Raw genomic sequence first — 24,100 nt, forward strand, 5'->3', positions numbered from 1 at the left:
CCCTCGTGATGCCGCTGAGCGGGTCTGCCGGGCCGTTTCGGCAGCGTAACCAGCCCGCTGCAGGGCAGCACCTTGAGGTGTGGCGAGCAGGGCATGCGCCCGCCCCGGGCGCGGGTGATCCGTACGGGTTACCGGGTCAGGAAGTCGGCACCTCCGCCGGGCGCTTGAACATCCGGGTCGCGGTGATCTCGCCGTGGATCGCCGGGCCGTCCGGGTCCTGGGCGGTGGGCAGGCCGGGGCGCAGGTGCTCCTCGACCGAGATGTACTTCAGGCCCGCCCGCAGGTCCGCGTCGTTGCGCAGCCGGATCACCAGCGGGAACTCGGCGAGCGCGGTGGTGTCGAACAGGCCGGTGGTGTAGATGAGTTGGACGCCGAGGGCGTCCGCCACCGCGCGCTGGAGCTCCAGCAGGTAGGTGGCGTTGGCCCGGCCGATCGGGTTGTCGAGGAAGAGCGTGCCGGCGTGCCGCAGCTGCGACTGGCCGCGGTCGTTGGCGCGCAGCGCGGCCATCGTGCAGTAGAGCGCGATCGCCGCGGTGAGCAGCTGGCCACCGGAGAAGACGTCCGACATCTGACCCACGCTCACCCGTTCGGCGCGCAGCACCGCGTCCGGCTTGAGGATCTCCACGCTGACGCCCTTGGGCCCGATCGCCGCCGCCACACCGCGCAGCAGCAGCGACATGCCGTCCCGGCGCAGGTCGCTGTTCTTCCTGACGGCTGCCCGGGTGGCCTCGTCGATCACCTCGCCCAGGCGCTCGACCAGCAGCGTCTGGTCCGGGTCCTCGAAGCGGATCCGCAGGAACTCCTGCCCGGACCACTCCCCCAGGCCCTCCGGCAGCCGGGAGAGCCGCTGGGCGGCGCGCAGCGTGCCGAGCGCGCTCTCCACCAGGCCGCGCAAGCGGTCGACGATGCCGCCGCGGTTGCGTTCCAGCTGTTCGAGCTCGTCGGACAGCACCCGCAGCCGCGGTGCGAAGGCGTCGGCCCAGGCGCCGGCGTGGTCGGGCAGCGCGGCGGCCGGCAGCTCGCGGATCTGCTGGCGGGCGGGGGTGCGGACGGCCTCGTAGCGGGCCGCGTTGGCGTGCCGCACCAGCGCGTCGCAGGCGTCGCGGACGGCGAGTTCGGCTGCGGTCAGCTCGGCGGCGGCGGTGCGCAGGGTGCGGCGGGTCTCGGTGGCGACCGAGCGGGCCTCGGCCAGGCTGTCGAGGTAGGGCTCGGCGCGCTGCTCGCTCTCGTCCGGCGTGTGGTCGCGCAGGCCGTCGCGCAGCTGGGCGGCGGCCTCGTCGAAGTCGGCGGCCGAGGACTGCGCGGACTCCAGGGTGCGCAGCAGGTCGGCGTGCTCGATCCGGGCGTTCTCCACCAGCTCGCGCCGCTCGGCGAGCCGACTGGTGGCGCCGCGCAGCAGCTGCTGGGCGTGCTCGGGGTCGGCCGGGACCAGCTCCTCGGGCAGCTCGGTGTGCGCCTCGCCGCTCGCGGGGGCCGAGCGCTCGACCTCGCCGCGCAGCCGGCCGAGCTGCTCGCTGGCGGTCGCGGAGCGGGCCTCGATGGTGGCGACCAGCTCCTCGGCGCGCGCGGCGGCAGCCTGCCGGGCCGGGCCGTCGGCGCCGTCGGGACTGGAGAGCAGCTCCTCAGCGCGGGTGCGGACCTTGTTGGTGAGCCGGTCGAGTTCGGCCTGGGCGGCCGTCTCGTCGCTCTCCGCGCGGGCCTGCTCGGCGCGCAGGTCGGCGCCGACGCCGACCTTCTCGTAGAGCTGGGCGGCGGCCCGGTAGGCCTCGCGCAGGGCGGGCAGCGAGGCGGTGGGCAGCTCGTCGGTGGCGGCCACCGTGCCGGAGAGCTCGGCGCGCTCGGCGCGCAGCGTGCGCGCGGTGCGGCGGGCGTCGTCGGCGGCGCGCTGGGCGGCCCGGCGGTCCTCGTCGCAGGCCCGGGCGCGCTCGGCGCAGCCGGCCTGGCGGCGCTCGCACTCGGCGACGTCCTCGGCGAGTTCGCGCAGGGCGCGCGTCCAACCCGCCCGCTCGCGCAGCCGGAAGGCGAGGCCGGCCAGCGCGTCGGCGCGGCGGCGGGCGCGCTGGGCGGCCTCCCGGCGCTCCTCGTGAACGGCGGCGACGGTGGCCCGGTCGGCCTCGGCCTCGCTGTGCTCGGCGCGGGCGGCGGCCAGCTGGGCGGTGGCGAGCTCGGCGGCCTGGGCCGCGGCGACGGCTGCGGCGGCCAGCTCGGCCAGCGTCCCGGGCGGGCACTGGGCGTGCCAGGAGGCGAGCCGGGCGGCGAGCGCGCGGTCGCCGCCGAGCCGGGCGGCCAGCTCGCGGATGTGCTCCTCGCGGGCGGTGGCGCGGCTGCGCAGCTCGCGGCGCTCGTCGTCGGCGGCGCTCTCGTCGTGCATGGCCGGGTTCGGCGGGACGAGGAAGAACGCGGGCTCGGCGGTGATCGGGGCGATCAGCGAGGCGGCGGTGCCGACCGCGACGGTCGAGCGCGGCAGCAGGGCGGCGGCCTGCAGGGCCTCGCGGGCGCGCTCCAGCGAGCTCGGGTCGGTGACCACCACGCCGTCGACCAGTTCGGGGCGGGCGGCCAGGATCGCCTCGTGGTCGGCCGGGTCGACAGACTGGGCGAGGTAGCGCCAGCCGGGCAGCGCCGGGATGCCGTGCTCGCCGAGGTACTCGACGGTGGCCAGTACGTCCGGGCCGGGCGGCAGCAGGCCGCCGTCGCCGAGTGCGGCCAGGATCCGCGAGTCGTCGGCGGCGGCGGTGCGCAGGTCGAAGAGAGTGCGCTCGGCTGATGCGACCGAGCTGTCGAGAAGCTCGCGCAGGTCCTCGGCGGCGGCGTCCAGCAGGACGGGAGTGAGCTCTCGTGACGAGTTGCCACTCTCAGCGTCGCTGCCGCCCTGGTACGGCGCCAGCGAGAGCAGCTCGGCCAGCCGCGGCTCGGCGGCCAGTTGAGCGGCGGTGCGCTGCTCGCCGCCCAGCGCGCGCTGGGCGGCCGTCCGGGCGTCGCTGGCGCGGGCGGCGGCGAGTTCGGCGCGGCCCTCCTGCGCGGCCGCCTCGCGGGTCCGGGCGGTCGCCTGCTCGGCGGCGGCGCGGGCCTGGTCGAGGGCGGTGGTGGCGGCCCGCTCGGCGTCGGAGGCGTGCAGCGCGGCGCGGGCCGGGTCGGGCTCCTCGGTGCCGGCGTCGATCCAGCCGGCCTGGACGGCCGCCTGGGTCTCCTGCTCGACCTCGGCGAGGCGCTGGCGCAGGTGGTCGGCCTCGCTGCGGGCCTTCTGGGCGGCGGTGGCCGCGGCCAGACCGTCGGCCTGCACCCGGGAGCCGTCCTCCTGGAGCTCGGCGGCGCGCGCCTCCTCGGTCTCGGCGCGCTCCTCGGCCGTACCGGCGGCGGCCTCCAGCGCGTGCGCCAGGGCCCCGGCGGCCTGCGCGCGGGCGGCCAGCGCCGGGGCGGCGTCCAGCTCGGCCTCGCGGATGGCGGCGGCGACCCTGGCCGCCCGGTCGGCGGCGGCGCGGTGGCGCAGCACGACCTCGGCGGCCTGCCAGGCGGAGTGCAGGGTGCGCGCGTCGAGCAGCTCGCGGCGCAGGCCCGCCGCCTCGGCGGTGGCGGCGGCCAGGCCGAGGGTGGCGTGCCGGTGGGTCAGCTCGGCGGTGATCAGCGAGTGCCGGGTGCGGTCCGCCTCGGCGGCGGTCACCGCGCTCGCGGCGGCGGCCACCTCGATGGCCAGGTCCTGGGCCCGCTCGCGCTCGGCACCGGCCCGGGCGGCCAGGGCCTGGGCGAGCCGGCGGGTGCGGCGCTCGGCGGCGCGGTGGGTCTCGCGGACGGACTCGCGGGCGGCGGTGGCGTCCACGATCCGCTGCAGCAGGTCGAGCGAGCCGGCCGTGAAGTCGCGCTCGGCGGTGAGCTCGGCGCGCCGGCCGAGCTTGGCGGCGAAGCCGTGCACCAGGTCGGCGAGGCCGTCGGTGTCCCGGGTGTCGGTGACGGCGCGCAGCAGCAGGTCGGTGAAGTCGGAGTCGTGCTTGACCGCGAAGAGGCCGGCCGCCTCGCCCTCGTCCGCATTCATCTCCCGCTGGTAGCGGAAGAGTTCGGGGTCCAGGCCGAGGTCCCCGAGGTGCTCGGTCCAGCGCTCGTGGCCGTCCTCGAAGGTGAGGTCGAGGTACGGGTAGGCCTTGCCGGCCTCGGTGAGCGCGTCGCGGAAGCCCTTCATGGTGCGGCGGCGGCCGCGGGTGCGCTGCTCGCCGCCCAGCGCGGGCCGCTCGGCGACCGGCAGCGCGTCCAGGGTGAGGCCAGGGCCCGGCCGGAAGGAGTACCAGGTCTCGGCGAACTTGCGCGGGTCGGAGGAGACTTGGCGCCCACGCCACTCGCTGACCTTGCCGACCACGATCAGCTCGCCGGTCAACGTGTGCTGCCACTCCAGCGCGACATGGCCGCAGTCGTCGGCCAGCAGGAACTTGCGCAGCACGCCGGAGCTGGCGCCGCCCAGGGTGTTGCGGTGGCCCGGCAGCATCACCGAGAAGATCAGCTTGAGCAGGACGGACTTGCCGCCGCCGTTCTCCAGGAAGAGCACGCCGGCCGGCGCGGGCCGGCGCTGCGGGCCCTCGGGCTCCTCACCGAACAGGCCCGGCTGCTGCGGGGCCGGATTGGCCACCGGCTCGCCGACTCCGCGCAGGTCCAGCACCGTGTCGGCGTAGCGGGCGCCGGCCGGTCCGATGGAGTAGAGGCGGACCCGGTTGAGCTCGTACATGAATCGCCTTCAGCAGGGGGTTGGTTGGAGGGGAGTCGGTGAGGAAGTCGGGAGAGGAGGGAAGTCGGGAGCGGAGTCGGAGGGGACGGTCAGCGGGAGTTTCAGAAGGAGTGTCAGAGGGAGTGGAACGGCAGGCCGGCGTCGGCGACCAGTTCGTCGCTGTGGTCGGCGGGCAGCAGGGTGGCGCTGCCGTCGGTGACCGGGACGACGCCGAGGTCGAGCAGCTCGCCCATCGCGGCGCTGCCGGCCAGGTCGCGGACCTGGAGCTGGTAGCGGGCGGTGGTGCGGTAGGTGCCGCCGGCGTCGTCCGAGGCCTTCTGCAGGAAGCCGGAGTCGACCAGGAAGGCCACCGCCTTGCCGGTGATGCCGATGGTGGAGCCGGCCAGCCGGCGGGCGTCCTTGGTGGCGCCGGTGGTGGAGCGCCGGGCCCAGACCCGCCAGGCCGCCTCCAGGCCGGGCGCGTCACTGCTGGGGTCGGTGTTGTCGCCACTCAGCTCGGCCTGCTCCTCAAGTCGGCGGCAGGCCTGGCGGACGAAGGCGTCGACGCCGTTGACGGTGATCCGGCCGAGGTAGCCCTCGTCGGCCAGATCCTCGGGGCGCGGGAAGGCCATCGCGGCCACGGCCAGGTGGGCCAGGCCGTGCAGGAAGCGGTCGGTGGTCTCGGAGGCGGCGCGGCGCGAGTAGTCGCCCATCTTGACCGCGAACACCGAGTCCTCGGCCGCCGCCATCGCCATACCGGCGCGCGGGGAGACCTCCAGGACGACCAGGTTCAGCCCGGTGGCGACGGCGTCGGCGAGCCGGGCGAAGGCCGGGTCCTCGCGGTAGCGGCGGACCAGCTCGGTGTACTCGGCGTCGCGGGCGGGCAGCAGCTTGGACTGCAGGCCGAAGGAGACCAGCCGGGCGGCGTCGGCGACGTCGCCCGCGCTGAGCGCCGCCGGGGCGGGCTCGGCCTCGGCGGCGGTCCAGGACGCGTCGTGCGGGGTCGTCACGGGTGCTGCTCCTCAGTGCTGTTGGTGGTCCTGGCGGCGCTCATCGTGCGTGGCCGCTCTCATAGCATGCGCCGTCACTCATCGCGCGCGTCTGCTCTCATCGTGCGCGCCTCTACTCATCGCGCTCTGCCCTCATCGCGCGTGTCCGCTCTCATCGTGCGCGCCTCTACTCATCGCGCTCTGCCCTCATCGCGCGTGTCCGCTCTCATCGTGCGCGCCAATTCTCGTCGCGCTCCGCCCTCATCATGCGTGTCCGCTCTCATCGTGCGTCCTTGCGGTCCGCGGCCATCCCGGCGGCGTCCAGCAGTGCGCTGCCGACGATCAGGTCCGCGCCGCCGAACTCCGGATCGGCGAGCGTGGCGCCGTCGTCCACAGCGAAGAGCAGCCGCTGCTCGCCCTGGCGGTAGGCGGTGCCGACCGGCGGGCTGGCGGCGTGCACGGCGAGCAGCGCGACCAGGTACGGCAGTTCGGCATCCTGCCGACGAGCCTCGGCGAGCAGGCCGGAGAGCCGCCGCGGGGCATCGGCCGGCAGGTCGAGCAGCTCCATCGCGGCCTCCAGCTGCGCCTCGGAGAACCGGCTGCCGTCCGGGGTGGCGACCAGGTCCGGGTCCGGCAGCTCGGCGCCCAGGTTCTCCCGCTCGACCGGCGGGGTGAGCAGCAGGTCGACCAGGTCGCAGATCCGGACGGCGGTGGGGTGGCGCAGGCCGGCGCCGTGCGCGAAGAACGCGTCGGTGGGCCGGATCGCCTGCTCGATCGGCAGCCGCAGCACCGGCGCGAGCAGGTGCCCGTACAGGTCGATGCCGGAGCGCGCGGCCGGGGCGGCGAAGGCCTGCCGGTCCTGCTCGGCGCGGAACAGCGGGCCGGCCTCCAGCAGCCGGGCCTGCAACTGGGTGTGCCGGCGGATGCAGTCCTTGACGATGTCGACCAGCTCCGCCGCCTGCCGCTTGTGGGACGGCTCCTCGGCCTCGTCGCGGGCGCGGCGGATGTTGGTGAGGATCGCGTTCTCGTGCCGGTAGCGGTCGGCGATGTGGTCGAGCGCCTCGTCGATCAGGTCGGGGACGGCCTGCATCCAGTCGACGGCGCGCACGTTGCGCCGGGTCGCGTCCAGCACCTTGCGCAGCGTCTCGGCGTACTGGACGGTGCGGTAGCGGGCCTGCTCGGCGGCGAGTTGGGCGTCGGCCAGGCGGCCGCGGCGGATCAGCACCTCCAGCTTGACCTCGGCGGCGATCTGGGCTGAGGTCACGTCGGTGTCCAGCGCGCCGACCAGGACGTTGACCGCCTCGTCGGTGGTGCGCAGGTAGACCCCGCCGTCCGGACCCGGGACCTCCTCGATCAGCTTGAAGTCGTAGTCGCGCCGGACGTACGCGCCGTCGGCGGCGAAGGTGCCGTAGACCGCGCGGAAGCCGCGGTCGACGCTGCCGACGTTGATCAGCGACTCCAGCACCCAGCGGGCCACCCGCTGGTGCTCGGCGGCCGGACGGGCCGGGCTCTGCGCGGCGACCCGGGGCAGCAGGCGGGCGAGGACTATCTCGCGGTCGGCGCCGGTGTCGAAGTCCATGTGCAGGGTGACCAGGTCGATGGCGGCCAGGCCGACCTCCGCCATCGCGTAGCCGCCGTACTCACCGGCCAGGTTGACCTTGCGGTTGTCGAGGTCGTGCAGCGGTGCGGTGCAGGCGAGCGCCTTGAGACGGCGGGCCAGCCCCTCGTCGGCCGCCGGGCCGGGCGCGGGGCGGACGCCTGCGGTAGGCGGCCTGAGCTCGCGCTCGGCGGGCTGATCAGCGATGACGGTCACGGTGCACAAGATTAGGGCCCCGGAGCGACAGGTCCGAAACGGGAGCTCCCGGAGGCGTTTGAACGTGTTCAAAATCAGGTCTAGAGTCTGCCTCAGCCGGTGCTGATCGCCGGGGGTGATGGGGGGGCTGTGCGATGTCTGCTGCCGCATGGGGACCGAGTGCGCGGACCGGCGCGAACGGCGACCAGACGGGCGAGGAGCTGGGCAGCGAGCTGGACAGGGATCTGGGCAGGGAGCTGGGCGGGGAGCTGGGCGGGGACGCGACCCTGCGGATGGTCCGCCGCTGGCTGCGGATCTTCGTCGTCTGCCTGGTGCTGAGCGGCCTGACGGCCTTCCCGCTGCGCGCCGAGACCGGCTGGCTCGCCGCCGCCGCGCACCACCTGCCGACCCCGCCCCCGCTGCTCTCCTGGATCGAGCGGATCCGCACCGGAGTCGCCGACACCGACGCGCGCTACCCGTTCCTCGCCTACGGGACCGACTGGCTGGCCTTCGCCCACCTGGTGATCGCCGGCGCCTTCTGGGGGCCACTGCGCGATCCGGTGCGCAACGTCTGGGTCATCCAGTGGGCCCTGGGCGCCTGCGCCGGGATCATCCCGCTCGCGCTGCTCTGCGGACCGGTGCGCGGCATTCCGTTCTTCTGGAGCTGCGTCGACATGTCCTTCGGCGTCCTGGGTGCGATCCCCCTGCTGATCGTCCTGCGCGGCATCCGCCGCCTGGAGGCGACGGTGCAGGGCTCCGGAGGCCGTCCGTGGTGACGGAAGCCCCGGAGCGCTACGCCGCGGGCGACGTACCGCCCGAGCGCAGCGTGAGCAGGGTGATCTCGCTCGGTGCGAAGACCCGGAAGGGCGGCCCCCAGAAGCCGGTGCCCCGGCTGGTGTAGAGCTGGGTCCGCTCGCCGTGCCGGCTCAGGCCGTGCACCACGGGCTGGTCCAGTCGCACCAGGAAGTTGAACGGCCAGATCTGGCCGCCGTGGGTGTGCCCGGAGATCTGCAGGTCGATGCCGGCGGCAGCGGCCTGCGGGACGTACTTGGGCTGGTGGGCGACGAGCAGGACCGGTCGGGCCGGGTCCGCCCCCGCCAGCGCGCCGAGCAGGTTCGCGCGGTGTCCGGCCAGACCGGAGGACTCCGCCGTCACGTCGTCTACGCCCGCGAGCACGAGGGCGTCCCCGCCGCGCTCCACCACCACATGGCGGTTGTGCAGCGGTTCCCAGCCCAGGTCCGCCATCCGGTCCAGCCAGCCTTGGGCCTCGCTGCCGTACTCGTGGTTCCCCGTGACGTAGACCTTGGCCAGCCGCGACCGGATCGTTCCGAGCGGCGCGGACTGCTCCCGGCGCTGGGCGGGGGTGCCGTCGGCGATGTCGCCGGCGTGGACCACGACGTCCGCGTCGAGCGCGTTGACCGCCTCGGCAACGCGCGCCGACCAGTTCGCCCGGTCGATCGGCCCGTAGTGGGTGTCGGCCAGCACCACGACCCGGGTCCCGTCCAGGCCACCGCCGAGCCGCGGGACGTGGACGTCCAGCCGCTTCACCCGGGGCACACGCATCGCCTCGTAGTGGCCCCAGGCCAGCAGCCCGGCCGAGACCACCGCGACGGCCACGGCCACCGCCCTGGCCCGACCGGCACCGCCAATGTCCAGCCCGCTCAGCACGAGGTCCACCAAGCCACCCAGCACCGACCAGGTGAACAGCACCCAGACCACCCCGAGCGAGGTGTCCGCGACGCGCGCGGCCCGGTCGCTCCGCCGTGCCCCGTGGCCCGCGACCATCAGGAAGGGGAAGGAGACCAACCACACGGCGAGGACGACCGTGCCGGCCAGGAGGACCGGGAACGGCCAGTCGACACCAGAGGCGAACAGCGTCCACCAGGGCGGCAGGCACAGCACCACAAGGATCACGACAATCACGGCCAGCCGCCGGCCCAGCGAGCGCCGGGGCCTCGCGCTCTCGCCCGGGGTCTCCGCACGCGGCACGGGCACCTCCCCGGCCTCGGACCGGGCGACGGCAACGACGGTCTCGGGCCCCCTACCGTTCGACCGAAGGTCCGACTCCGACCCGATGGATTCGCTGTCTGTCACTGCCCTGCCCCTCACGTCCGTTGTCCCCATCATCCGGCACCCGTCGGCCGTGGGAATCGTCCGGGTCTCGTTGCCCCGCCGCGGAGCTTCGAGCGATAGAGCGATAAAGCAATAGCGCGACAGAGCGATAGCGCGACAGCCTGGCGGATCCCGGCAGGATGGTGCGATCATCCACCGATCGTTCCCGGTCCAGGATGGCGGCCGGAGCCGGACTGGACAGGGGAGTTGGACGTGCCCAGCACCGAACTGAGCCACAGCTACGACATCGCGGCGACGCCCGCCGCTGTGCTTGCCCACCTGGCGGCCCCCGAGAACTACATCGGGCTCTCCCCGCTGCTCGTGGACGTGCGGGACGTGCGGTGCGAGGGCGGGGTCACGCACTACGTGGCCGTCGAGCGCTTCCGATTCCTCGGACTGGTCCGGCACGACAACGTCATCCAGGTCAGCCTGCGCACCGAGGACGCCCGGCTGCCCGATGAGGCGACGGTCAGCGGCGAGGTGATCAGTCCTGGCGGTGTGCGGATGGACTACCGCTTCGCCGTCACCGCTCGGGACGACGGCGGCTCCCTGGTGGTCGATCGACTGCGGCTGTACACGCCGTTCGGCTTGCTCCACTATGCGGCCGGGAAGGCCGGAGCGGTCCAGGCCGAGCGCGGCCGAGTGCTGGCCCGGCGGCTGGGCCGCGGCAACTGAGGCCGGCGGGCCCACGGGCGTCGCCGAACGGATGGCCGAACGGATGCCGGAGCGGCTTGCTCAGCCGGCTCGGCCCGGCCGGCCATACAGCTGCGTGACCTCCGCTGCGGCGTGGGCGAGTTCGGCGCGCGCCTCGGGCGGGGCGAGGATCTCGACGTCCCTGCCGAACGAGAGCAAGGTGCGGGCGGCCCGGACGACCGGGAAGGCGAAAGTGAGTTCCACCCACTCACCGTCGCCGGCACCAGAAGCGGAAGCGGAAGCGGGCGGAGCGGCCATCCGGGAGCCGTGGATGCGCAGCAGCATGTCGAGGCGGCTGCGGCGGACCCGGACGAGTATCCGTACGCCTTCGGGCATCCGCTCGACCTGGTCGCGGAGCACCGTCCACACCTCCGCGAGACCGAGCCCGGGCCGGTGACACACCGGATCGTCGCTGACGGCGGCAGCCAGCACCCGGTCCACCCGGAACAGGCGCGGATCGCCGTCCAGGTCGGCCACCAGATACCAGACGCCGGCCTTGCTCACCAGCCCGTACGGGTCGACGGTGTACTCGCTCGGCTCGCCGGCACCGCTGTGACGGTACGTCAGCGAGAGTCGGCGGTCGGTGAAGACGGCCTGTTGCAGCTCGCCCAGGGCCGCCGAGTCGACCGGCTGCTGCATCCAGCGCGCCGGGTCGATCAGGATCCGCTCGCTGGTGCGCTCGGCCGCCGGCCGGTGTGGCGCCGGCAGGGCGGCCATCACCTTGCGCAGCGCCGAGGCGATGGCGTCCCCGAGGCCGAGCGCCTCGTGCGAGCCCTGGGTGGAGAGGACGAACAGCGCGCGAGCCTCGTCGCTGGTCAGCCCGGTGACGTCCGTCCGGTAGCCGGGCAGCAGGTTGATCCCGCCGTGACGGCCGCGCTCGGCCCAGACCGGGACGCCGGCCGCCGACAGCGCCTCCACGTCCCGGTAAATGGTGCGCACGGAGACCTCCAGGCGCTCGGCCAGCTCGGTTGCGGGCACCTGGCCGCGGGTCTGGAGCAGCAACAGGATCGACAGCAGTCGGTCGGACTTCACGAGATCCCATTAAACCTGACGCTGGTTGTCAGGTTTTGCCGGAAGAGTGTCCCTCGCAAGGAAGAACGCCGCTGCGCACAACAGGAGTTGCTCCGATGGACCCGCGCCCCCTCTACATCCGCACCCTCGACCAGCTGGAGAAGGTCTTCGCCGGGATCACCCCCGCCGACCTCAGCCGCTCCACCCCGTGCACCGAGTACGACCTCCGGGCGCTGCTCGGCCACGTCATCGGCGGGATCCACCGGATCGCGTACGTGGGCGAGGGCGGCCGCGCCCTGGATGTGTCCCCCGCAGTCGGCGAGATCGACGACACCGACTGGTCGGGCGCCCTCGGCCGGGCCCGGGCCCGCGCGACCGCCGCCTGGGCCGACGACGCCACGCTCGACCGGATCGTGGAGGTCCCCTGGGGCGCGATGCCCGGCCGGATGGCGCTGGGCGGCTATGTGATGGAGGCCGCCACCCACACCTGGGACATCACCCAGGTGGTCGCCCCGGACACTGCCCTGGACCAGGAGCTGGCACTCGTCTCCCTGGGCATCGCCGAGAAGGTGATCCCGGCCGAACGGAGCCGCGAGGGGCTGCCCTTCGGTCCGCTGCAGGAGGTGCCGGCCGACGCGGACGCCTACGCCCGCCTGGCAGGCTGGCTGGGTCGGGCGGTGGGTCGGGCGGCCTGAGGACCCGTGCAGGGTCAGCGGGCGGCGGCTCTGCGGTGGCGGGTGAGGACGAGGTTGCCGACCTGCTCCGCCGAGAGGCACTCCAGATTCGTGTGCGGGCCGTCGGCTGGGAAGAGCCGCCGGCCCGCGCCGAGGACGGTGGGGAAGGTCATCAGCCGGTACTCGTCGACCAGGTCCTCGGCCATCAGCCGGCGCACGATACTGAGACTGCCCATCACGACCACGTCGCGGTCCTCGTGCTTGACGGCGTCGACAAGTTCGCCGTCGAGGGGGCGGGAGTTCGCCCAGGCCGAGGTGTCGGTCAGGGTGCGGGTGGCGACCAGCTTCGGGACGGCGTTCATCTGCGCCGCGAACGGGCCCTCGCGGTGCGGCCAGAGCTGCGCGAAGTGCTGCCAGGTCCCCCGTCCCTGGAGCAGGATGCCCTTCTCCAGCGTGCTCCCGATCCGGAACTTGTCGCCGTCGATCTCCTCTCGGCCGAACCGGAACATCCAGCCGCCCTCCGGCGTGCCGGCGGAGCCGTCGGGGTCGGAGACGACCCCGTCCAGGGTGGTGAACGCGATGACGATGACGCTCATGACGAGTCTCCTTCGGTGTGGTGTTCACCAGTACGTACCGGCGACATCGACCGGACTCATCGCTCCTGGCGCAGCTTTTCGCAGGAAGTCCGCTTTTCGCAGGAAGTCCGCGCGGGAAGACCGAGGGCCTTCAGCAGTCGTGGATCGGCGAAGACCACGTTGCGCGTGATCCGGTCGCCGCGAACGGTGAAGACCTGCAGGCTGTGGAGTCGGAAGGCGTCCGCTGTCCCCGTCTCGGGCAGGTACGTGGCGAGCGCGGGCTGGCCGTTGGCGGTGAGCTGCCGGGTGGCCCAGCCTCGGCCGCGCCTCTCGAACACCTGGTCCATGAACCTGCCGTAGTCCCGGCGGCCGAGGTACCACAGTGGGACGGGCGGCATTTCGAGGATCGCGTCCTCGGCCAGCAGCCGTACCAGCGCCGGGACATCGGCCGCCTCGAAGGCGCGGGCGTAGCGCTGGACCAGCTCGCGCTCCTCGGGACTGTCCGGCTCGGTCAGTTCGGTGAGCTCGGTGCGCCCGGCGGCGCCGGCGAGTGTCGCCCGCGCGCGTTGCAGGGTGCTGTTGACCGCCGCGACCGTGGTCTCCAACTGACCGGCGACCTCGGCGGCGCTGAAGCCGAGCACCGTACGCAGCACGAGGACGGCCCGCTGCCGGGCCGGCAGCAGCTGGACCGCCGCCACCCAGGCGAGCCGCAGGTCGGCGCGCAGCTCCAGGTCGAAGCGGGCATCGGGGAACGGCTCCAGCCAGGGAATGTCCGGGGCCGGCACGAGTGGTACCCCCGGGTCCTCACCCGGCGCGCCGAGTCCGGACGGCAGCGGACGCCGCGCGCGGCCCTCCAGCGCGGTCAGGCACACGTTGGTCGCGATCCGGTACAGCCAGGTCCGCACCGACGCGCGGCCCGGCTCGTACCGCTCCCGCGCCTTCCACGCGCGCAGCAGCGACTCCTGCACCAGGTCCTCGGCGTCCTGGTAGGAGCCCAGCATCCGGTAGCAGTACGCCGTCAGTTCGCCCCGGTACGGCTCGAAGTCCACCGGTCCATCATGCCGCCCGAGGTGCTGTGAGCTCAGCCCCGCGCCGGGGCGGCGGTCGGGGCGGCGGTCAGGGTGGTGAAGCGCAGGCCGGCCGCCGAGAGGCGGTCGATCAGCGTGGGGCCCATCGCCGCGGCCGTGGTGACCTGGCCCGCGGTGGGCGGGAGTTCGTCGAAGGCCAGGCAGAGGGCGGATTCGGCGAGCATCTTGGCGGTCTCGGTGTAGCCGGGGTCACCGCCCAAGACCTCGGTGAACACCCGCTGCCCGCCCTGCTCGGCGACGAACCTGACGGTGAACCACGAGTTGGCGCGCTGCTCGGCGCCCGGCCCCTCCCCCGGCTTGCGGAACGCGGTCAGCGCCCGGCGCAGCAGGGGCAGTTGGGCCGCGATGACGAGCAACGCAAGCCCCGCCGTGCTGGACAGCGCGATCGGCAGGCGCTTGACGGCGGCGTAGTGGCCGTAGCGGAACGCCGTGCCGTACTCGGGCAGCGCGGCGGCCGAACGGCCGATCACCTGGGCGTCGATGGTGGGCAGCGGCAGCACCCAGGCCCGCGCCTCGCGCGACCAGCGCGGCCGCCCGCCCGAGGTGCTGATCCGGCGTCCGGTCGGCTGCGGGTCGGCGGCGCGCCGCTCCTTGGCGGCCCGCGCCATCGCGCGCGGGCGCGAGGCGGCGGTGAGGGCGGAGGCGAAGGTGCCACCGGAGAAGGTGCCGCCGGCCCGCACAAAGCCCTCAACCTCGATAGGCGCGTCCTTCGGCGCGTCCAGTTCGGCCAGCCGGCCGAGCGTGTAGAGCACGCCGAGGTCGTGCGGGACGGAGTCGAACCCGCAGGCGTGCACCAGCCGAGCACCGGTCTCGGCGGCCCGCCGGTGGTGCAGCAGGTACATCCGGTCGACGAACTCGGGCTCGCCGGTGAGGTCGACGTAGTCGGTGCCCGCCTCCGCGCACGCGGCGACCAGCGGCTGCCCGTAGCGCAGGTAGGGCCCGACCGTGGTGATGACCACCCGGGCCGACTCGGCGACCGCGCGCAGCGAGGCCGGGTCCGCCGCATCCGCGTCGAGCAGCGGCAGGTCGGCGCAGCCGGGTGCCAGCTTCGCCAGCCGCCCGCGCAGCGCCTCCAACTTCGCCCGGTTGCGGCCGGCCAGCGCCCAGCGGCAGCCGGCCGGCGCGTGCTGCGCGAGGTACTCGGCCGTCAGCGCTCCGGTGAACCCGGTGGCGCCGAACAGGACGAGGTCATACGGGCGTTCGGCGCGCATCTGGGGTTCCTACCGGCCGGTAATGGGTGGCGGCCAGGCTAGGAGGCCACCGGCCCGCTGTCAACGCTGCTCAGTCCCCCAGCAGCCCCGCACCAGCCCCGCACCGGTGGCGCCGAGGCCCGGCGCGTTCGGCCGGACGGGGGAGGGCGCGGCCGGGTGCGCCCCGCGAGGTGGCGGTCCCCGGCGACCGGCCCACGGGTGAAGCCCTACGATCCCGACAGGACCTATCACTTCTGGGAGGCAGACGGCCGTGACCGGCGCGGTGATCGATCTCAATGCGGACCTCGGCGAGGGGTTCGGACGATGGACGCTGACCGACGACGAGGCGCTGCTGTCCGTCGTCACCAGCGCCAATGTGGCCTGCGGTTTCCATGCCGGCGACCCCTCGACGATGCGCCGGGTCTGCGCGCTGGCGGCCGAGCGCGGCGTGCGGATCGGAGCCCAGGTCTCCTATCGCGACCTGGCCGGCTTCGGGCGCCGCGCGATGGACGTGCCACCGGAGGAGCTGGCCGACGAGATCGCCTACCAGATCGGCGCGTTGCAGGTCTTCGCCCGCGCCGCCGGCTCGCGGGTGAGCTACGTCAAACCGCACGGCGCGCTCTACAACCGGGTGGTGTCGGACAGCGAGCAGGCCGAGGCGGTGGTCGCGGGGGTGCTGCGGGCCGGAGCAATCTGCGACGGGCCGCTGCCGGTGCTCGGCCTGCCCGGCTCGCGGCTGCTGACGGTCGCCGAGGGCGTCGGGCTGCCGGTGGTGACCGAGGCCTTCGCCGACCGCGCCTACACCTGGGCCGGGACGCTGGTGCCGCGCCGCGACCCGGAGGCGGTGGTGCACGATCCGGAGGCGGTGATCGCGCGGGCGGTGGGGATGGCGCGCGACGGGCTGGTCACCGCGGTGGGCGGCGAGCCGGTCGCGGTGGACGCCCGTTCGCTGTGCGTACACGGCGACACGCCCGGCGCGGCGCAGCTCGCCTGGCGGGTGCGCGGGGCGCTGGCCTCGGCCGGCATCCGGGTCGAGGCGTTCACCTGATGGCGACGGGCGGCGTAGGCGTGCGTCCGGTGGGCGGGCGCGCCCTGCTGCTTGAGGTCGACACGCCCGAACAGGTGGCCGCGCTCTACGCCCGGCTGCTGACGGAGCGCTCGGCGGGTCGGCTCGGCGAGGTGGCGGAGATCGTGCCGGCCGCGCGGACCGTCCTGCTGGACGGGGTGGCGGCCCCCGCGCCGCTCGCCCGCACCCTGCGCGGCTGGACGGTGACCGGCGCGCAGCCGGCGTCCGGGCCGCTGGTCGAGCTGGCGACGGTCTACGACGGCGCCGACCTGGCCGAGGTGGCGGCGCTCTGGGGGGTCGGCGAGGAGCAGGCGGTGGCGATCCACAGCGGCACCGAGTACCGGGTGGCGTTCTGCGGCTTCGCGCCCGGCTTCGGGTATCTGACGGGGCTGCCGCAGCGCTACGCCGTGCCGCGCCGGGCCACCCCGCGCCCGTCGGTGCCGGTCGGCTCGGTCGCGCTGGCCGGCCCGTACACCGGGGTCTACCCGCGCTCCTCCCCGGGCGGCTGGCAGCTGCTGGGACGCACCGCCGCCACGCTGTGGGACGAGCGCCGCGACCCGGCCGCGCTGCTCGCCCCGGGCACGCGGGTGCGCTTCGTGCCGACCCGGGCCCGGCTGTGAGCGCGCTGCTGGTGGTGCGGCCCGGGCCGCTGACCACCGTTCAGGACCTGGGACGGCGCGGCGTGGCGCACCTGGGCGTGCCGCGCGCCGGCGCGCTGGACGCCGCCGCGCACCGGGCGGCGAACCGCCTGGTGGGCAATCCGGCGGGCGCGGCGACGCTGGAGACCACGCTGGGCGGGGTCGCGCTGCGGGCGGTGGACGGGCCGCTGCTGGTGGCGGTGACCGGAGCGCCCGCGCCGATCACGGTGGCCGGGCGCCCGGCGGCCTGGGGCACGGCGGTGCCGGTGCCGGCGGGGGCGCTGCTCGAGGTGGGCGCGGCGGTGGCCGGGGTGCGCGGCTACCTGGCGGTGCGCGGCGGGATCGCGGTGGAGCCGGTGCTGGGCAGTCGGTCGGCCGACGTGCTCTCGGGGCTCGGCCCGGCGCCGCTGCGCGCGGGCGACCGGCTGCCGGTGGGCACCGCGGGGACCGCGGACCGGCTGCCCGCGCTGGTCCCGCTGCCCGCGGTGCCGGGCACCCTGGTGCTGCGGCTGCAACTGGGCCCGCGCGCCGACTGGTTCGAGGCGCGGACGCCGCTGGCGCTGGCCGCCGCGCACTACCGGGTCGGCACGGCCAGCAACCGGGTCGCCCTGCGCACCGAGGGCCCTCGGCTGCCGCGCGCGCGGCACGGCGAGTTGGAGAGCGAGGGGATGGTGCTGGGCGCGGTCCAGGTCCCGCCGGACGGGCAGCCGGTGGTCTTCCTGGCCGACCACCCGACGACCGGCGGCTACCCCGTGCTCGGCGTCGTCCCGGAGGCCGACCTGGACGCCGCCGCGCAGGTCAGACCGGGCACGCCGGTACGGTTCACGGTGGTCAGCGGGCCCCGGTAGGGCCGGGGTTGACCTTCCCCCGGGGGGAAGGCCCAGCATCGGTCGTACCGGACGACCCGTCCGGTACGAAGAGGAGGGGCGGCCCGTGGAGCTGCTGACGATCGGGGCTTTCGCCCGCGCGTCCCGGCTGTCGCCGAAGGCGCTGCGGCTGTACGACGAGCTGGGGCTGCTGCGACCGGCCGAGGTGGACCCGAGCTCCGGCTACCGGTTCTACCACCCGGAGCAGTTGGAGCGCGCCCGGCTGGTCGCCTGGCTTCGCCGGCTCGGCATGCCGCTGGCTCGGATCCGGCTGGTCTGCGAACTGCCGCCCGGGCAGGCCGCCGAAGAGGTGGCCGCCTACTGGTCGCGGGTGATGGCCGACACCATGGCCCGCCAGGACCTCGCCGACTTCCTCGTCGACCACCTGTCCGACCGGAAGGTCACCATGACGAACACCACCCCTGCCCTGGCCATCCGCTACGCCGCCGGCTCCCACATCGGACTGGTCCGCGCCCGCAACGAGGACGCGGCACACGCCGGGCCCCGGCTGCTCGCGGTGGCCGACGGCTTCGGCGGCGCGGGCGCCGACTGGGCGAGCACGACGGCGATCGACGCGCTCAAGCGCCTGGACGCCGAGCTGCCCGCCGAGGGCCTGTCCCCCGGCGAGCTGCTCAACGCCCTGGAACAGGCCGTCCAGCAGACCATGACCGACCTGCGCGAAGCGGCCCCCGCGGAAGGCGAGCCCGGCACCACGCTGACCGCGCTGCTCTGGTCCGGCTCACAGCTCGCGCTGGTGCACATCGGCGACTCGCGCGCCTACCTGCTGCGCGACGGCGAGCTGTACCAGATCACCCATGACCACACCCACGTCCAATCCCTGATCGACGAGGGCAGGTTGAGCGCGGACGAGGCAGCGTCCCACCCGCAGCGCTCGCTGCTGCGGCGCGCCCTGGACGGCTCCGGCGCCGGTCGCCCCGACCTCTCGCTGCACACCGCGCGCGCCGGGGACCGCTACCTGCTCTGCTCCGACGGCCTGTCGGCGGTGGTCCCCACCGACCGGCTGCACACCGCGCTGAGCACGATCAGCGAGCCCGAGCAGGCCGTCCAGCAGCTGATCGCACTGGCCAACCGGGCCGGCGGGCCGGACAACATCGCCTGCGCGGTCGCCGACGTCGTCGAACGTCAGGAGTGAGCGGACGCCAGAGCCGATCGGGCGCTGGGACCGATCGGCCGTCCGCGGTGATGCCCCCGGGCCCCGGCCCGCCTGCGGTACTCACCCGGGGGCACCCCGTAGGCCGCCTTGAACGCCCGGCTGAACGCCGCCGCGTCCGCGAAGCCCCACCGCGCGCCGATCGTCCCGACGGCGTGCTTCGCAAGTCCGGGCTGTGCCAGGTCCGTTCGGCACCGGTCCAGCCGCAGCTCCCGGATGAAGGCGCTGACGGTCTGCTGCTCCTCCTGGAACAGGTGGTGCAGGTAGCGCAACGAGATGCAGTGCGCGTCCGCGACCGTCTGCGGCGACAACCGAGGGTCCGCCAGGTGTTCTCCGATGAAGGTCTTCACCTCACGTAGGAGGACGGTCTGCCGGGTCTCCGGTGGCAGCAGCCCCTCCCGGTCCGCCATGCCGGCGAGGAACGCCGAGGCGAGCTGGGTCGCGGTCGAGCCGAGGTGCTCGGCCTCCAACCCGGTCCACCTCTCACCCGTCAGTCCCCGGAGGAACTCCGCGAGCAGGGCCCCGCTCCCGTGCGCGGGAAGCCTGCGGGACAGCAGCTGCCGCAGCGAGCGTTCCGGCAGCGGCAGCGCCGCTTTCGGCAGGTGCAGGATGGTGACGCGGTTGCGGTCGGTCACCACCTGCGCCGTGAGCGGCCGGGAGGTGTCGTACAGCAGCAGGTCGCCCGCCTGGACCTGGGCCCGGCTGCGGTCCTGCTCCATGACCATGGCCCCGTCGACCACGTACCCCAGCTCCCACATCTCGGGGTCCGACTGCCGGATCAACTCGGGCGTGCGCTCGGAGCGCAGTCTCGGACAGGAGAATCCCGACACGCTCACCGGCCCGAGCTCCCACCCGACGGCCGACGCCTGGAAATCCCCCCGATGCTCACTGACGATGTGCGTGGGCGCGAGGTCCTGGTCCACCAGCTCGCACCACCACTCGAACCGCTCACCTTGCGGCACGTCCGCCGTGCGCAACTCGACCCTGTCCATCCCGCCCCTTCGGTCCGCTGTGCGCATGGTGTCAAGAACCTTGCACTCCACGCCAATGACACCTGTACGGACCGAGGCGAGACTGTTCTTGCGACCGACGGGGAGGCCCTGCGCACGGTCCGGCAGGGACGGGGGACCCCTACCCGGCGATCACCGACGGTGGGTCGACCAGCTGGTCGACCCACCGTGCATCGCCCGCCCGGAAAGCCCTAACCCCGGTCCCGCGAGGTCAGCCGGCCGCGTACGGCGGCGTGCACCTCGGCCTCCTCGGCCGGGTCGGCTGCCAGTCGGCGCAGCCGCTCCAGCACCCGGGCGTCACCGGTGGTCACCACGTGGCGGGCGGCCAGCTCGCGGGTGCTCTCCTCGCAGTCCCACAGGCACTCGACGGCCGGGCCCGAGGCGAAGAAGCGGTCGGTGACGGCGAGCGCCCTGGCGGCTCTGCCCCGCAGCTCGGAGGAGCCGGCCTCGCCGTAGACCAGGCGCAGGGCCGGGACGGCAGCGGCGGCGGCCAGCCGCCCCGCACCGTCGACCAGCGTGCCGATACCCGGTCCCGACACCCCGTGCACCATGATCCAGCGGCGCAGCCCGGCCACCACCGAGGCGGCGTCGCCGGCCTCGCCGATGTCGGCCAGCAGCAGCACGGCGGCCTCGCCGAGCGCGCTGTCGTCGCCGCCGGTGGCCGGGTCGGCCCAGCGGCGGGCGTGCTCCAGCGCGCGCGAGCCGCGCATCCGGCCCAGGGTCTCCAGCGCGGCCCGGACGATCCGGTCGTCCGCGTCGGCGGCGGCCGCCTCGATCAGCTCGGGGACGGCCGGGTCGTCCTGGTCGACCAGGTGGCGCAGGGCGGCCCGGCGGGCGCCCTCGGCGCCGCTGCGGGCCGCGTCCAGCAGCGTCCCGCGGTCCTCGGGGCGGGCGACGGCGGCCAGGCAGCGGGCGGCCGCGGCGGAGCGGCGGTCGACGGCGGCCGGGTCGCGGCGGGGGTCGTCGAGCTCGACCTGCTCGGGCCCGCCGCCGGTCGGCCGGTGGTCGGCCCAGGCCAGGACGTCGGCCACGCTCCAGCCGGGGGTGACCTCGCTGCGGCCCAGCTGGCGCTGCCAGAGGTCGAAGGGGGACTGCTCACTGGCGGCGGCGATCCGCGGGTGGTGCGCGGCCCACAGCCGCCACGGCCGGGGCTCGTACGCGGCGCGGACGGCAGCCCGCAGCGCGGCCTCGCCCTCGGGGCCGGCCGGGAAGCGGTTCAGCACGGCGGGGGCCAGGGCGAGCAGCGCCTGGTCGTCGTCGCGCAGCGCCAGCTCGTCCAGCGCCCAGGCCCAGTTGCCGCCGCTGGCGGCGTACTGGCGCAGCAGCAGCAGAGCGTCACGGCGCCCGTAGGCGGCGAGGTGGCCGAGCACGGCCAGGGCGAGGCCGGTGCGGCTCTCGTCCGGGTCAAGGAGGTCCTCGGGGTGGTTCAGGTGGCTCTCCAGGCCGCCGAGCGGCGCCTCGAGGTCCATGTAGACGCGTGCGTAGTAGAGGGAGCGGCTCTCGACCTGCCAGTCGGCCCGCGGGTCGCTGGTGACGCACTCCTCAAGGGCAGCGATCGCTTCGTCCCGGTCCGCGGCAAGCGCATGCAGCTGCCCGTCGCCGCGGCCTCGCTGGAGGAGGCCGAGGAGGCTGGCACTGGGGGCTATCACGGGCTCGAACATGAGGTCAGCATCCGTTGCGGCGGTCGTAGTGGCAACGGGATTTCCGTCGCCGGGGGTCTGGTGGTCACGCTGGGGCGGGCGCCCGGGCGCCGGAATCACCGTAGGTTACCGTCTGAAAGGCCCATACGCACACAGTCCGTACGGATCCGTCTCGAACAGGCCGGGGACCGCGCGGCGGGCTCCGGACCTCTCGCTCGGCATATGCCAGAGGGAAGTTGCCAACTTTTCCGTCAATCACCCCTCACCGTCGGTGAGGGTGTGGAAGAGTCGTGACGCAGCACACCACCCACCACCCTCACCCTGTGGGACGGCCGATGAGTCACCTCCAGACCACCGCTCCGGCCGGCGCCCGCACCTCCCCCGTCCAGGTCGCCTCCGCCGAGTGGGACCTGATGGCCGACACGGTGCACTGGTCGCCCGCCGCCTACCGGTTGCTCGACCGCGAGCCGGGCCTCGGTCCGCTGACCCTCGATCAACTCCCTTCCCTCCTGGTCCCGCAGGACCGCCCGGCGCTGTGCCGGATGGTCACCGAGGCCCTGGTGCACGGCCGCGCGCTGGACGGCGTGGTGCGGGTCGGCCGGCACGAGGAGGCCGCCGTCGCGGTGCGCTGCTCGGGCCGTCCGGCGCTGGGGCCGGACGGCCACGTCGTCTCGCTGCGGATGCTGCTGCGGGCCGGCTGAGCCTGCCCGCACCCCCTGCCACCTGCCGGGCGTCGCCCCCGTGCACATGCTTGCGAGGCGGCGCACATATGCTGTGGCCGCATCGTCGGCACAGGGCGGACGTGCGCGAGGGAGGACTCCATCATGGACAGCAAGATCCTGCACAAGGCCGCGTTCCTGCTGCACGAGTGCCACGAGCCCGAGGCCGTCGTGGTCGAGCGCCTGAAGGACTACTTCCCCGACCTGAGCCTGACCGAGCGCGAGCGCTTCGTCAGCGAGGCCTGGGACCAGGTGCACACCAAGAACGGCGCGGTCTGAGCGCAGGCGGTCACTCAGGGGGGCGGCGGGCCGGCGGCACCGCCGCCCTGATCTCCTCCCGCAGCTCCGCCACCTGCGCCATCCCCTGGTAGCGCCCGGTCAGCCGGTACATCTCGCGCAGCCGGTCCCAGGTGCGGTGCGAGGAGGTGTCGCCGATCGCGGCCAGCGCCAGCTTGGCCTGCACCTGCGCCTCCTCCGGCTCCCCCGCGATCCAGTAGACCGAGGCGAGCGTCAGCAGGTCCAGCACGGTGGAGCGCTCCTGCCCCTTCTTCGCCCGCAGCCGCATCGCCTCCACCGCGTGCTGCCGGGCCAGCCGCGCGGCCCCCGGATCGTGCTCGGCCAGCGTCCGGTAGACCAGGAACTGCATCCCGTGCAGCTCCGACTCGTTGAAGAGCTGCATCCAGCTCGGCGCCGGCTCCGCGCACTCCTGGACGAAGAGCTCCTCGGCCTCGCCGAGCAGCTGCCCGACCTCCTGTGAGCGCCCCAGCGAGGCCTGTGCCCAGGCCTCCACCGTGTTGAGCATCGCCCTGGTCCGGGGCTGGCTGCGCTGCTTGCCGTCGGCCTGGGCCAGCCGCATCAGATCCAGGGCCTCGTCGGCCCGGCCGTGGTGCAGCAGCTGGCGGGCGGCGCGGGAGATCGCCTCACCTGCCCGCGGCCGGTCACCGGCCTCCTTGGCCGCCTGCGCGGCGATCACGAAGTACCGCTGGGCGGTGGGCTCCAGGCCGACGTCGTGCGACATCCAGCCGGCCAGCACCGCCAGATTGGCCGCGATGATCCACAACCGCCGCTCCAGCTCGAGCGGATGACGATGGGTCAGCAGGCCGCCCACCTCGTTCAGTTGGCCGATCACTGCCTTGCGCTGCAGCCCGCCGCCGCGTGAGGCGTCCCACGAGCGGAACACGTCGACGGAGCGCTCCAGCGCATCGACCTCCTCCGGGCCCACCGGGCCCGGCTCGTAGACGTCCACCACCGGGCGGGCGATCGAACCGGTGATCACCTGCCGGGGCCCGGGCCGGGCGGCCGCGTGGGCGACGCTGTTCCCGTTGAGCCAGTCGTAGAGGGATTCGGGGATGACGGAGCCGCCGGGCAGTGCGGTGCCCGCACTGGCCAGTCCGCGTCGGTTGAGCATGAGGTCCATTCCCGTGAACTCGGTGAGGATCTCAGCCGTCCGCTCCGGCTCCGGGGGCGCTCCGTACTGCGCTGTGCCCGCCCCGAGTCGCCGGTGTCGCGCCAGACCGAGATCCTCGATGGAGACGACACGGCCGAGCCTCTCGGTGAACACGGCTGCCAGCACCCGCGGCACCGGATCGCGCGGGATCTCCCCCTGCTCTATCCAGCGGCGCACCCGCGAGGTGTCGGTGGACAGCTGCTGCTGCCCCATCGCGGCACCCCGGCGGTTGACCAGCCGGGCCAGCTCGCCCTTGGACCATCCGGTCAGGGCGAACAGGTCGGCCAGTCGGGCGTTGGGTTCCCTGCTCACGTCAAGCCCCCAGGCTCCTCGGCTGGTTCGAGACTAATGCGCTGTCATGTGCCACGCGAGCATTCGCCAGGCTTCGCCAGGGCTCGCCAGCTGTCTAGCTACCGGCTAGGCAAGCTCAGATAGAGGTGCACCAACCCCACCCGGTCCACAGGGCCGGAACGACGGGCCAGGGCTGACCCTCCGGGCCGTCCGCCGACCGCTCCGGCGGCCCGGCGAAGGGGGTGGCGCGACCGGGTGGCGCGACTGGCGCAGAGCCCTTCCGCTCCGGCGGTCCGACGCATTTCCCCAGGGGTGCGCGGACCGGCGGGGACGGACCGGGCCGGCACCGAGCACACCTCCCGGAGGACGGACGACCGCCGGCCGACCCACCCGCGCGCCGTCCTCCACCGCTGTACGCCGGAGCACGCCCCCCAAGCACCG

At 74.4% G+C, this 24,100-nt stretch carries 20 protein-coding genes; 9 read left to right on the top strand and 11 right to left on the bottom strand.

Features of this window, described 5'->3' with window-relative positions:
* Window positions 1–136 precede the first annotated feature (136 nt).
* The 3 genes from P3T34_RS06290 to P3T34_RS06300 form a co-directional block, all read right to left on the bottom strand.
* Window positions 137–4,708, bottom strand: a complete 4,572-nt coding sequence (locus tag P3T34_RS06290) for a hypothetical protein (protein ID WP_280664991.1) — start codon at window positions 4,706–4,708, stop codon at window positions 137–139.
* Window positions 4,709–4,821: 113 nt separating this feature from the next.
* Entirely contained in the window at window positions 4,822–5,697 is an 876-nt protein-coding gene (locus P3T34_RS06295; protein ID WP_280664992.1) for a hypothetical protein, read from the bottom strand.
* A 259-nt stretch (window positions 5,698–5,956) separates the two neighbouring features.
* A complete protein-coding gene (locus P3T34_RS06300) occupies window positions 5,957–7,480 on the bottom strand; it encodes a hypothetical protein (RefSeq protein ID WP_280671856.1) in 1,524 nt (507 codons plus the stop codon).
* Between the two features lie 281 nt (window positions 7,481–7,761).
* On the opposite strand from P3T34_RS06300, the gene P3T34_RS06305 reads away from it, so the two are divergent.
* Window positions 7,762–8,244 (top strand): hypothetical protein, encoded by a 483-nt coding sequence (locus P3T34_RS06305; protein ID WP_280671857.1) that lies wholly within the window; start codon window positions 7,762–7,764, stop codon window positions 8,242–8,244.
* A gap of 16 nt (window positions 8,245–8,260) precedes the next feature.
* Here P3T34_RS06305 and P3T34_RS06310 read toward each other — a convergent pair whose 3' ends face one another.
* Entirely contained in the window at window positions 8,261–9,457 is a 1,197-nt protein-coding gene (locus tag P3T34_RS06310) for a metallophosphoesterase (RefSeq protein ID WP_280664993.1), read from the bottom strand.
* Window positions 9,458–9,793: 336 nt separating this feature from the next.
* Here P3T34_RS06310 and P3T34_RS06315 point away from each other — a divergent pair, with 336 nt between their 5' ends.
* Window positions 9,794–10,255: an SRPBCC family protein gene (locus tag P3T34_RS06315; protein ID WP_280664994.1), complete on the top strand. Its 462-nt coding sequence runs from the start codon at window positions 9,794–9,796 to the stop codon at window positions 10,253–10,255.
* 60 nt (window positions 10,256–10,315) lie between these two features.
* Here P3T34_RS06315 and P3T34_RS06320 read toward each other — a convergent pair whose 3' ends face one another.
* Window positions 10,316–11,305: a YafY family protein gene (locus tag P3T34_RS06320; RefSeq protein ID WP_280664995.1), complete on the bottom strand. Its 990-nt coding sequence runs from the start codon at window positions 11,303–11,305 to the stop codon at window positions 10,316–10,318.
* Between the two features lie 95 nt (window positions 11,306–11,400).
* Between P3T34_RS06320 and P3T34_RS06325 the strand changes: the two genes are divergently transcribed.
* Complete coding sequence (locus P3T34_RS06325) at window positions 11,401–11,979, top strand: TIGR03086 family metal-binding protein (RefSeq protein WP_280664996.1); 579 nt, start codon at window positions 11,401–11,403, stop codon at window positions 11,977–11,979.
* Between the two features lie 14 nt (window positions 11,980–11,993).
* Here P3T34_RS06325 and P3T34_RS06330 read toward each other — a convergent pair whose 3' ends face one another.
* From P3T34_RS06330 to P3T34_RS06340, 3 genes are read right to left on the bottom strand one after another with little or no spacing between them, the layout of a single operon-like run.
* Window positions 11,994–12,554, bottom strand: a complete 561-nt coding sequence (locus tag P3T34_RS06330) for a dihydrofolate reductase family protein (RefSeq protein ID WP_280664997.1) — start codon at window positions 12,552–12,554, stop codon at window positions 11,994–11,996.
* Window positions 12,555–12,610: 56 nt separating this feature from the next.
* On the bottom strand, window positions 12,611–13,582 hold the full coding sequence (locus P3T34_RS06335) for a sigma-70 family RNA polymerase sigma factor (RefSeq protein ID WP_280664998.1): 972 nt from the start codon (window positions 13,580–13,582) through the stop codon (window positions 12,611–12,613).
* Window positions 13,583–13,614: 32 nt separating this feature from the next.
* Complete coding sequence (locus tag P3T34_RS06340; RefSeq protein WP_280664999.1) at window positions 13,615–14,832, bottom strand: saccharopine dehydrogenase NADP-binding domain-containing protein; 1,218 nt, start codon at window positions 14,830–14,832, stop codon at window positions 13,615–13,617.
* Between the two features lie 250 nt (window positions 14,833–15,082).
* Between P3T34_RS06340 and P3T34_RS06345 the strand changes: the two genes are divergently transcribed.
* From P3T34_RS06345 to P3T34_RS06360, 4 genes are all read left to right on the top strand, one after another.
* Entirely contained in the window at window positions 15,083–15,859 is a 777-nt protein-coding gene (locus P3T34_RS06345; protein WP_280665000.1) for a 5-oxoprolinase subunit PxpA, read from the top strand.
* Window positions 15,859–16,497 carry a 5-oxoprolinase subunit PxpB gene (gene pxpB, locus P3T34_RS06350; protein ID WP_280665001.1) on the top strand — a complete coding sequence of 213 codons (639 nt, stop codon included), beginning with the start codon at window positions 15,859–15,861 and terminating at the stop codon, window positions 16,495–16,497. Before P3T34_RS06345 ends, pxpB begins: the two co-directional genes overlap by 1 nt.
* The gene (locus P3T34_RS06355) at window positions 16,494–17,363 is read left to right on the top strand and encodes a biotin-dependent carboxyltransferase family protein (protein ID WP_280665002.1); all 870 of its coding nucleotides are present in this window, start codon (window positions 16,494–16,496) and stop codon (window positions 17,361–17,363) included. Before pxpB ends, P3T34_RS06355 begins: the two co-directional genes overlap by 4 nt.
* A gap of 85 nt (window positions 17,364–17,448) precedes the next feature.
* Window positions 17,449–18,534 (top strand): MerR family transcriptional regulator, encoded by a 1,086-nt coding sequence (locus P3T34_RS06360; RefSeq protein ID WP_280665003.1) that lies wholly within the window; start codon window positions 17,449–17,451, stop codon window positions 18,532–18,534.
* Here the strand turns inward: P3T34_RS06360 and P3T34_RS06365 are convergent.
* A complete protein-coding gene (locus P3T34_RS06365) occupies window positions 18,525–19,571 on the bottom strand; it encodes a helix-turn-helix domain-containing protein (protein ID WP_280665004.1) in 1,047 nt (348 codons plus the stop codon). The genes P3T34_RS06360 and P3T34_RS06365 overlap by 10 nt on opposite strands.
* Before the next feature lie 182 nt (window positions 19,572–19,753).
* Window positions 19,754–21,223 carry a HEAT repeat domain-containing protein gene (locus P3T34_RS06370; RefSeq protein ID WP_280665005.1) on the bottom strand — a complete coding sequence of 490 codons (1,470 nt, stop codon included), beginning with the start codon at window positions 21,221–21,223 and terminating at the stop codon, window positions 19,754–19,756.
* A gap of 314 nt (window positions 21,224–21,537) precedes the next feature.
* Here P3T34_RS06370 and P3T34_RS06375 point away from each other — a divergent pair, with 314 nt between their 5' ends.
* Window positions 21,538–21,903, top strand: a complete 366-nt coding sequence (locus tag P3T34_RS06375; protein ID WP_280665006.1) for a hypothetical protein — start codon at window positions 21,538–21,540, stop codon at window positions 21,901–21,903.
* Window positions 21,904–22,026: 123 nt separating this feature from the next.
* The gene (locus P3T34_RS06380; protein WP_280665007.1) at window positions 22,027–22,200 is read left to right on the top strand and encodes a hypothetical protein; all 174 of its coding nucleotides are present in this window, start codon (window positions 22,027–22,029) and stop codon (window positions 22,198–22,200) included.
* Between the two features lie 10 nt (window positions 22,201–22,210).
* On the opposite strand, the gene P3T34_RS06385 is transcribed toward P3T34_RS06380, so the two are convergent.
* On the bottom strand, window positions 22,211–23,680 hold the full coding sequence (locus P3T34_RS06385; RefSeq protein WP_280665008.1) for a hypothetical protein: 1,470 nt from the start codon (window positions 23,678–23,680) through the stop codon (window positions 22,211–22,213).
* Between the last annotated feature and the right edge of the window lie 420 nt (window positions 23,681–24,100).

It is taken from the genome of Kitasatospora sp. MAP12-44 (genome assembly GCF_029892095.1).
GTDB lineage: Bacteria > Actinomycetota > Actinomycetes > Streptomycetales > Streptomycetaceae > Kitasatospora.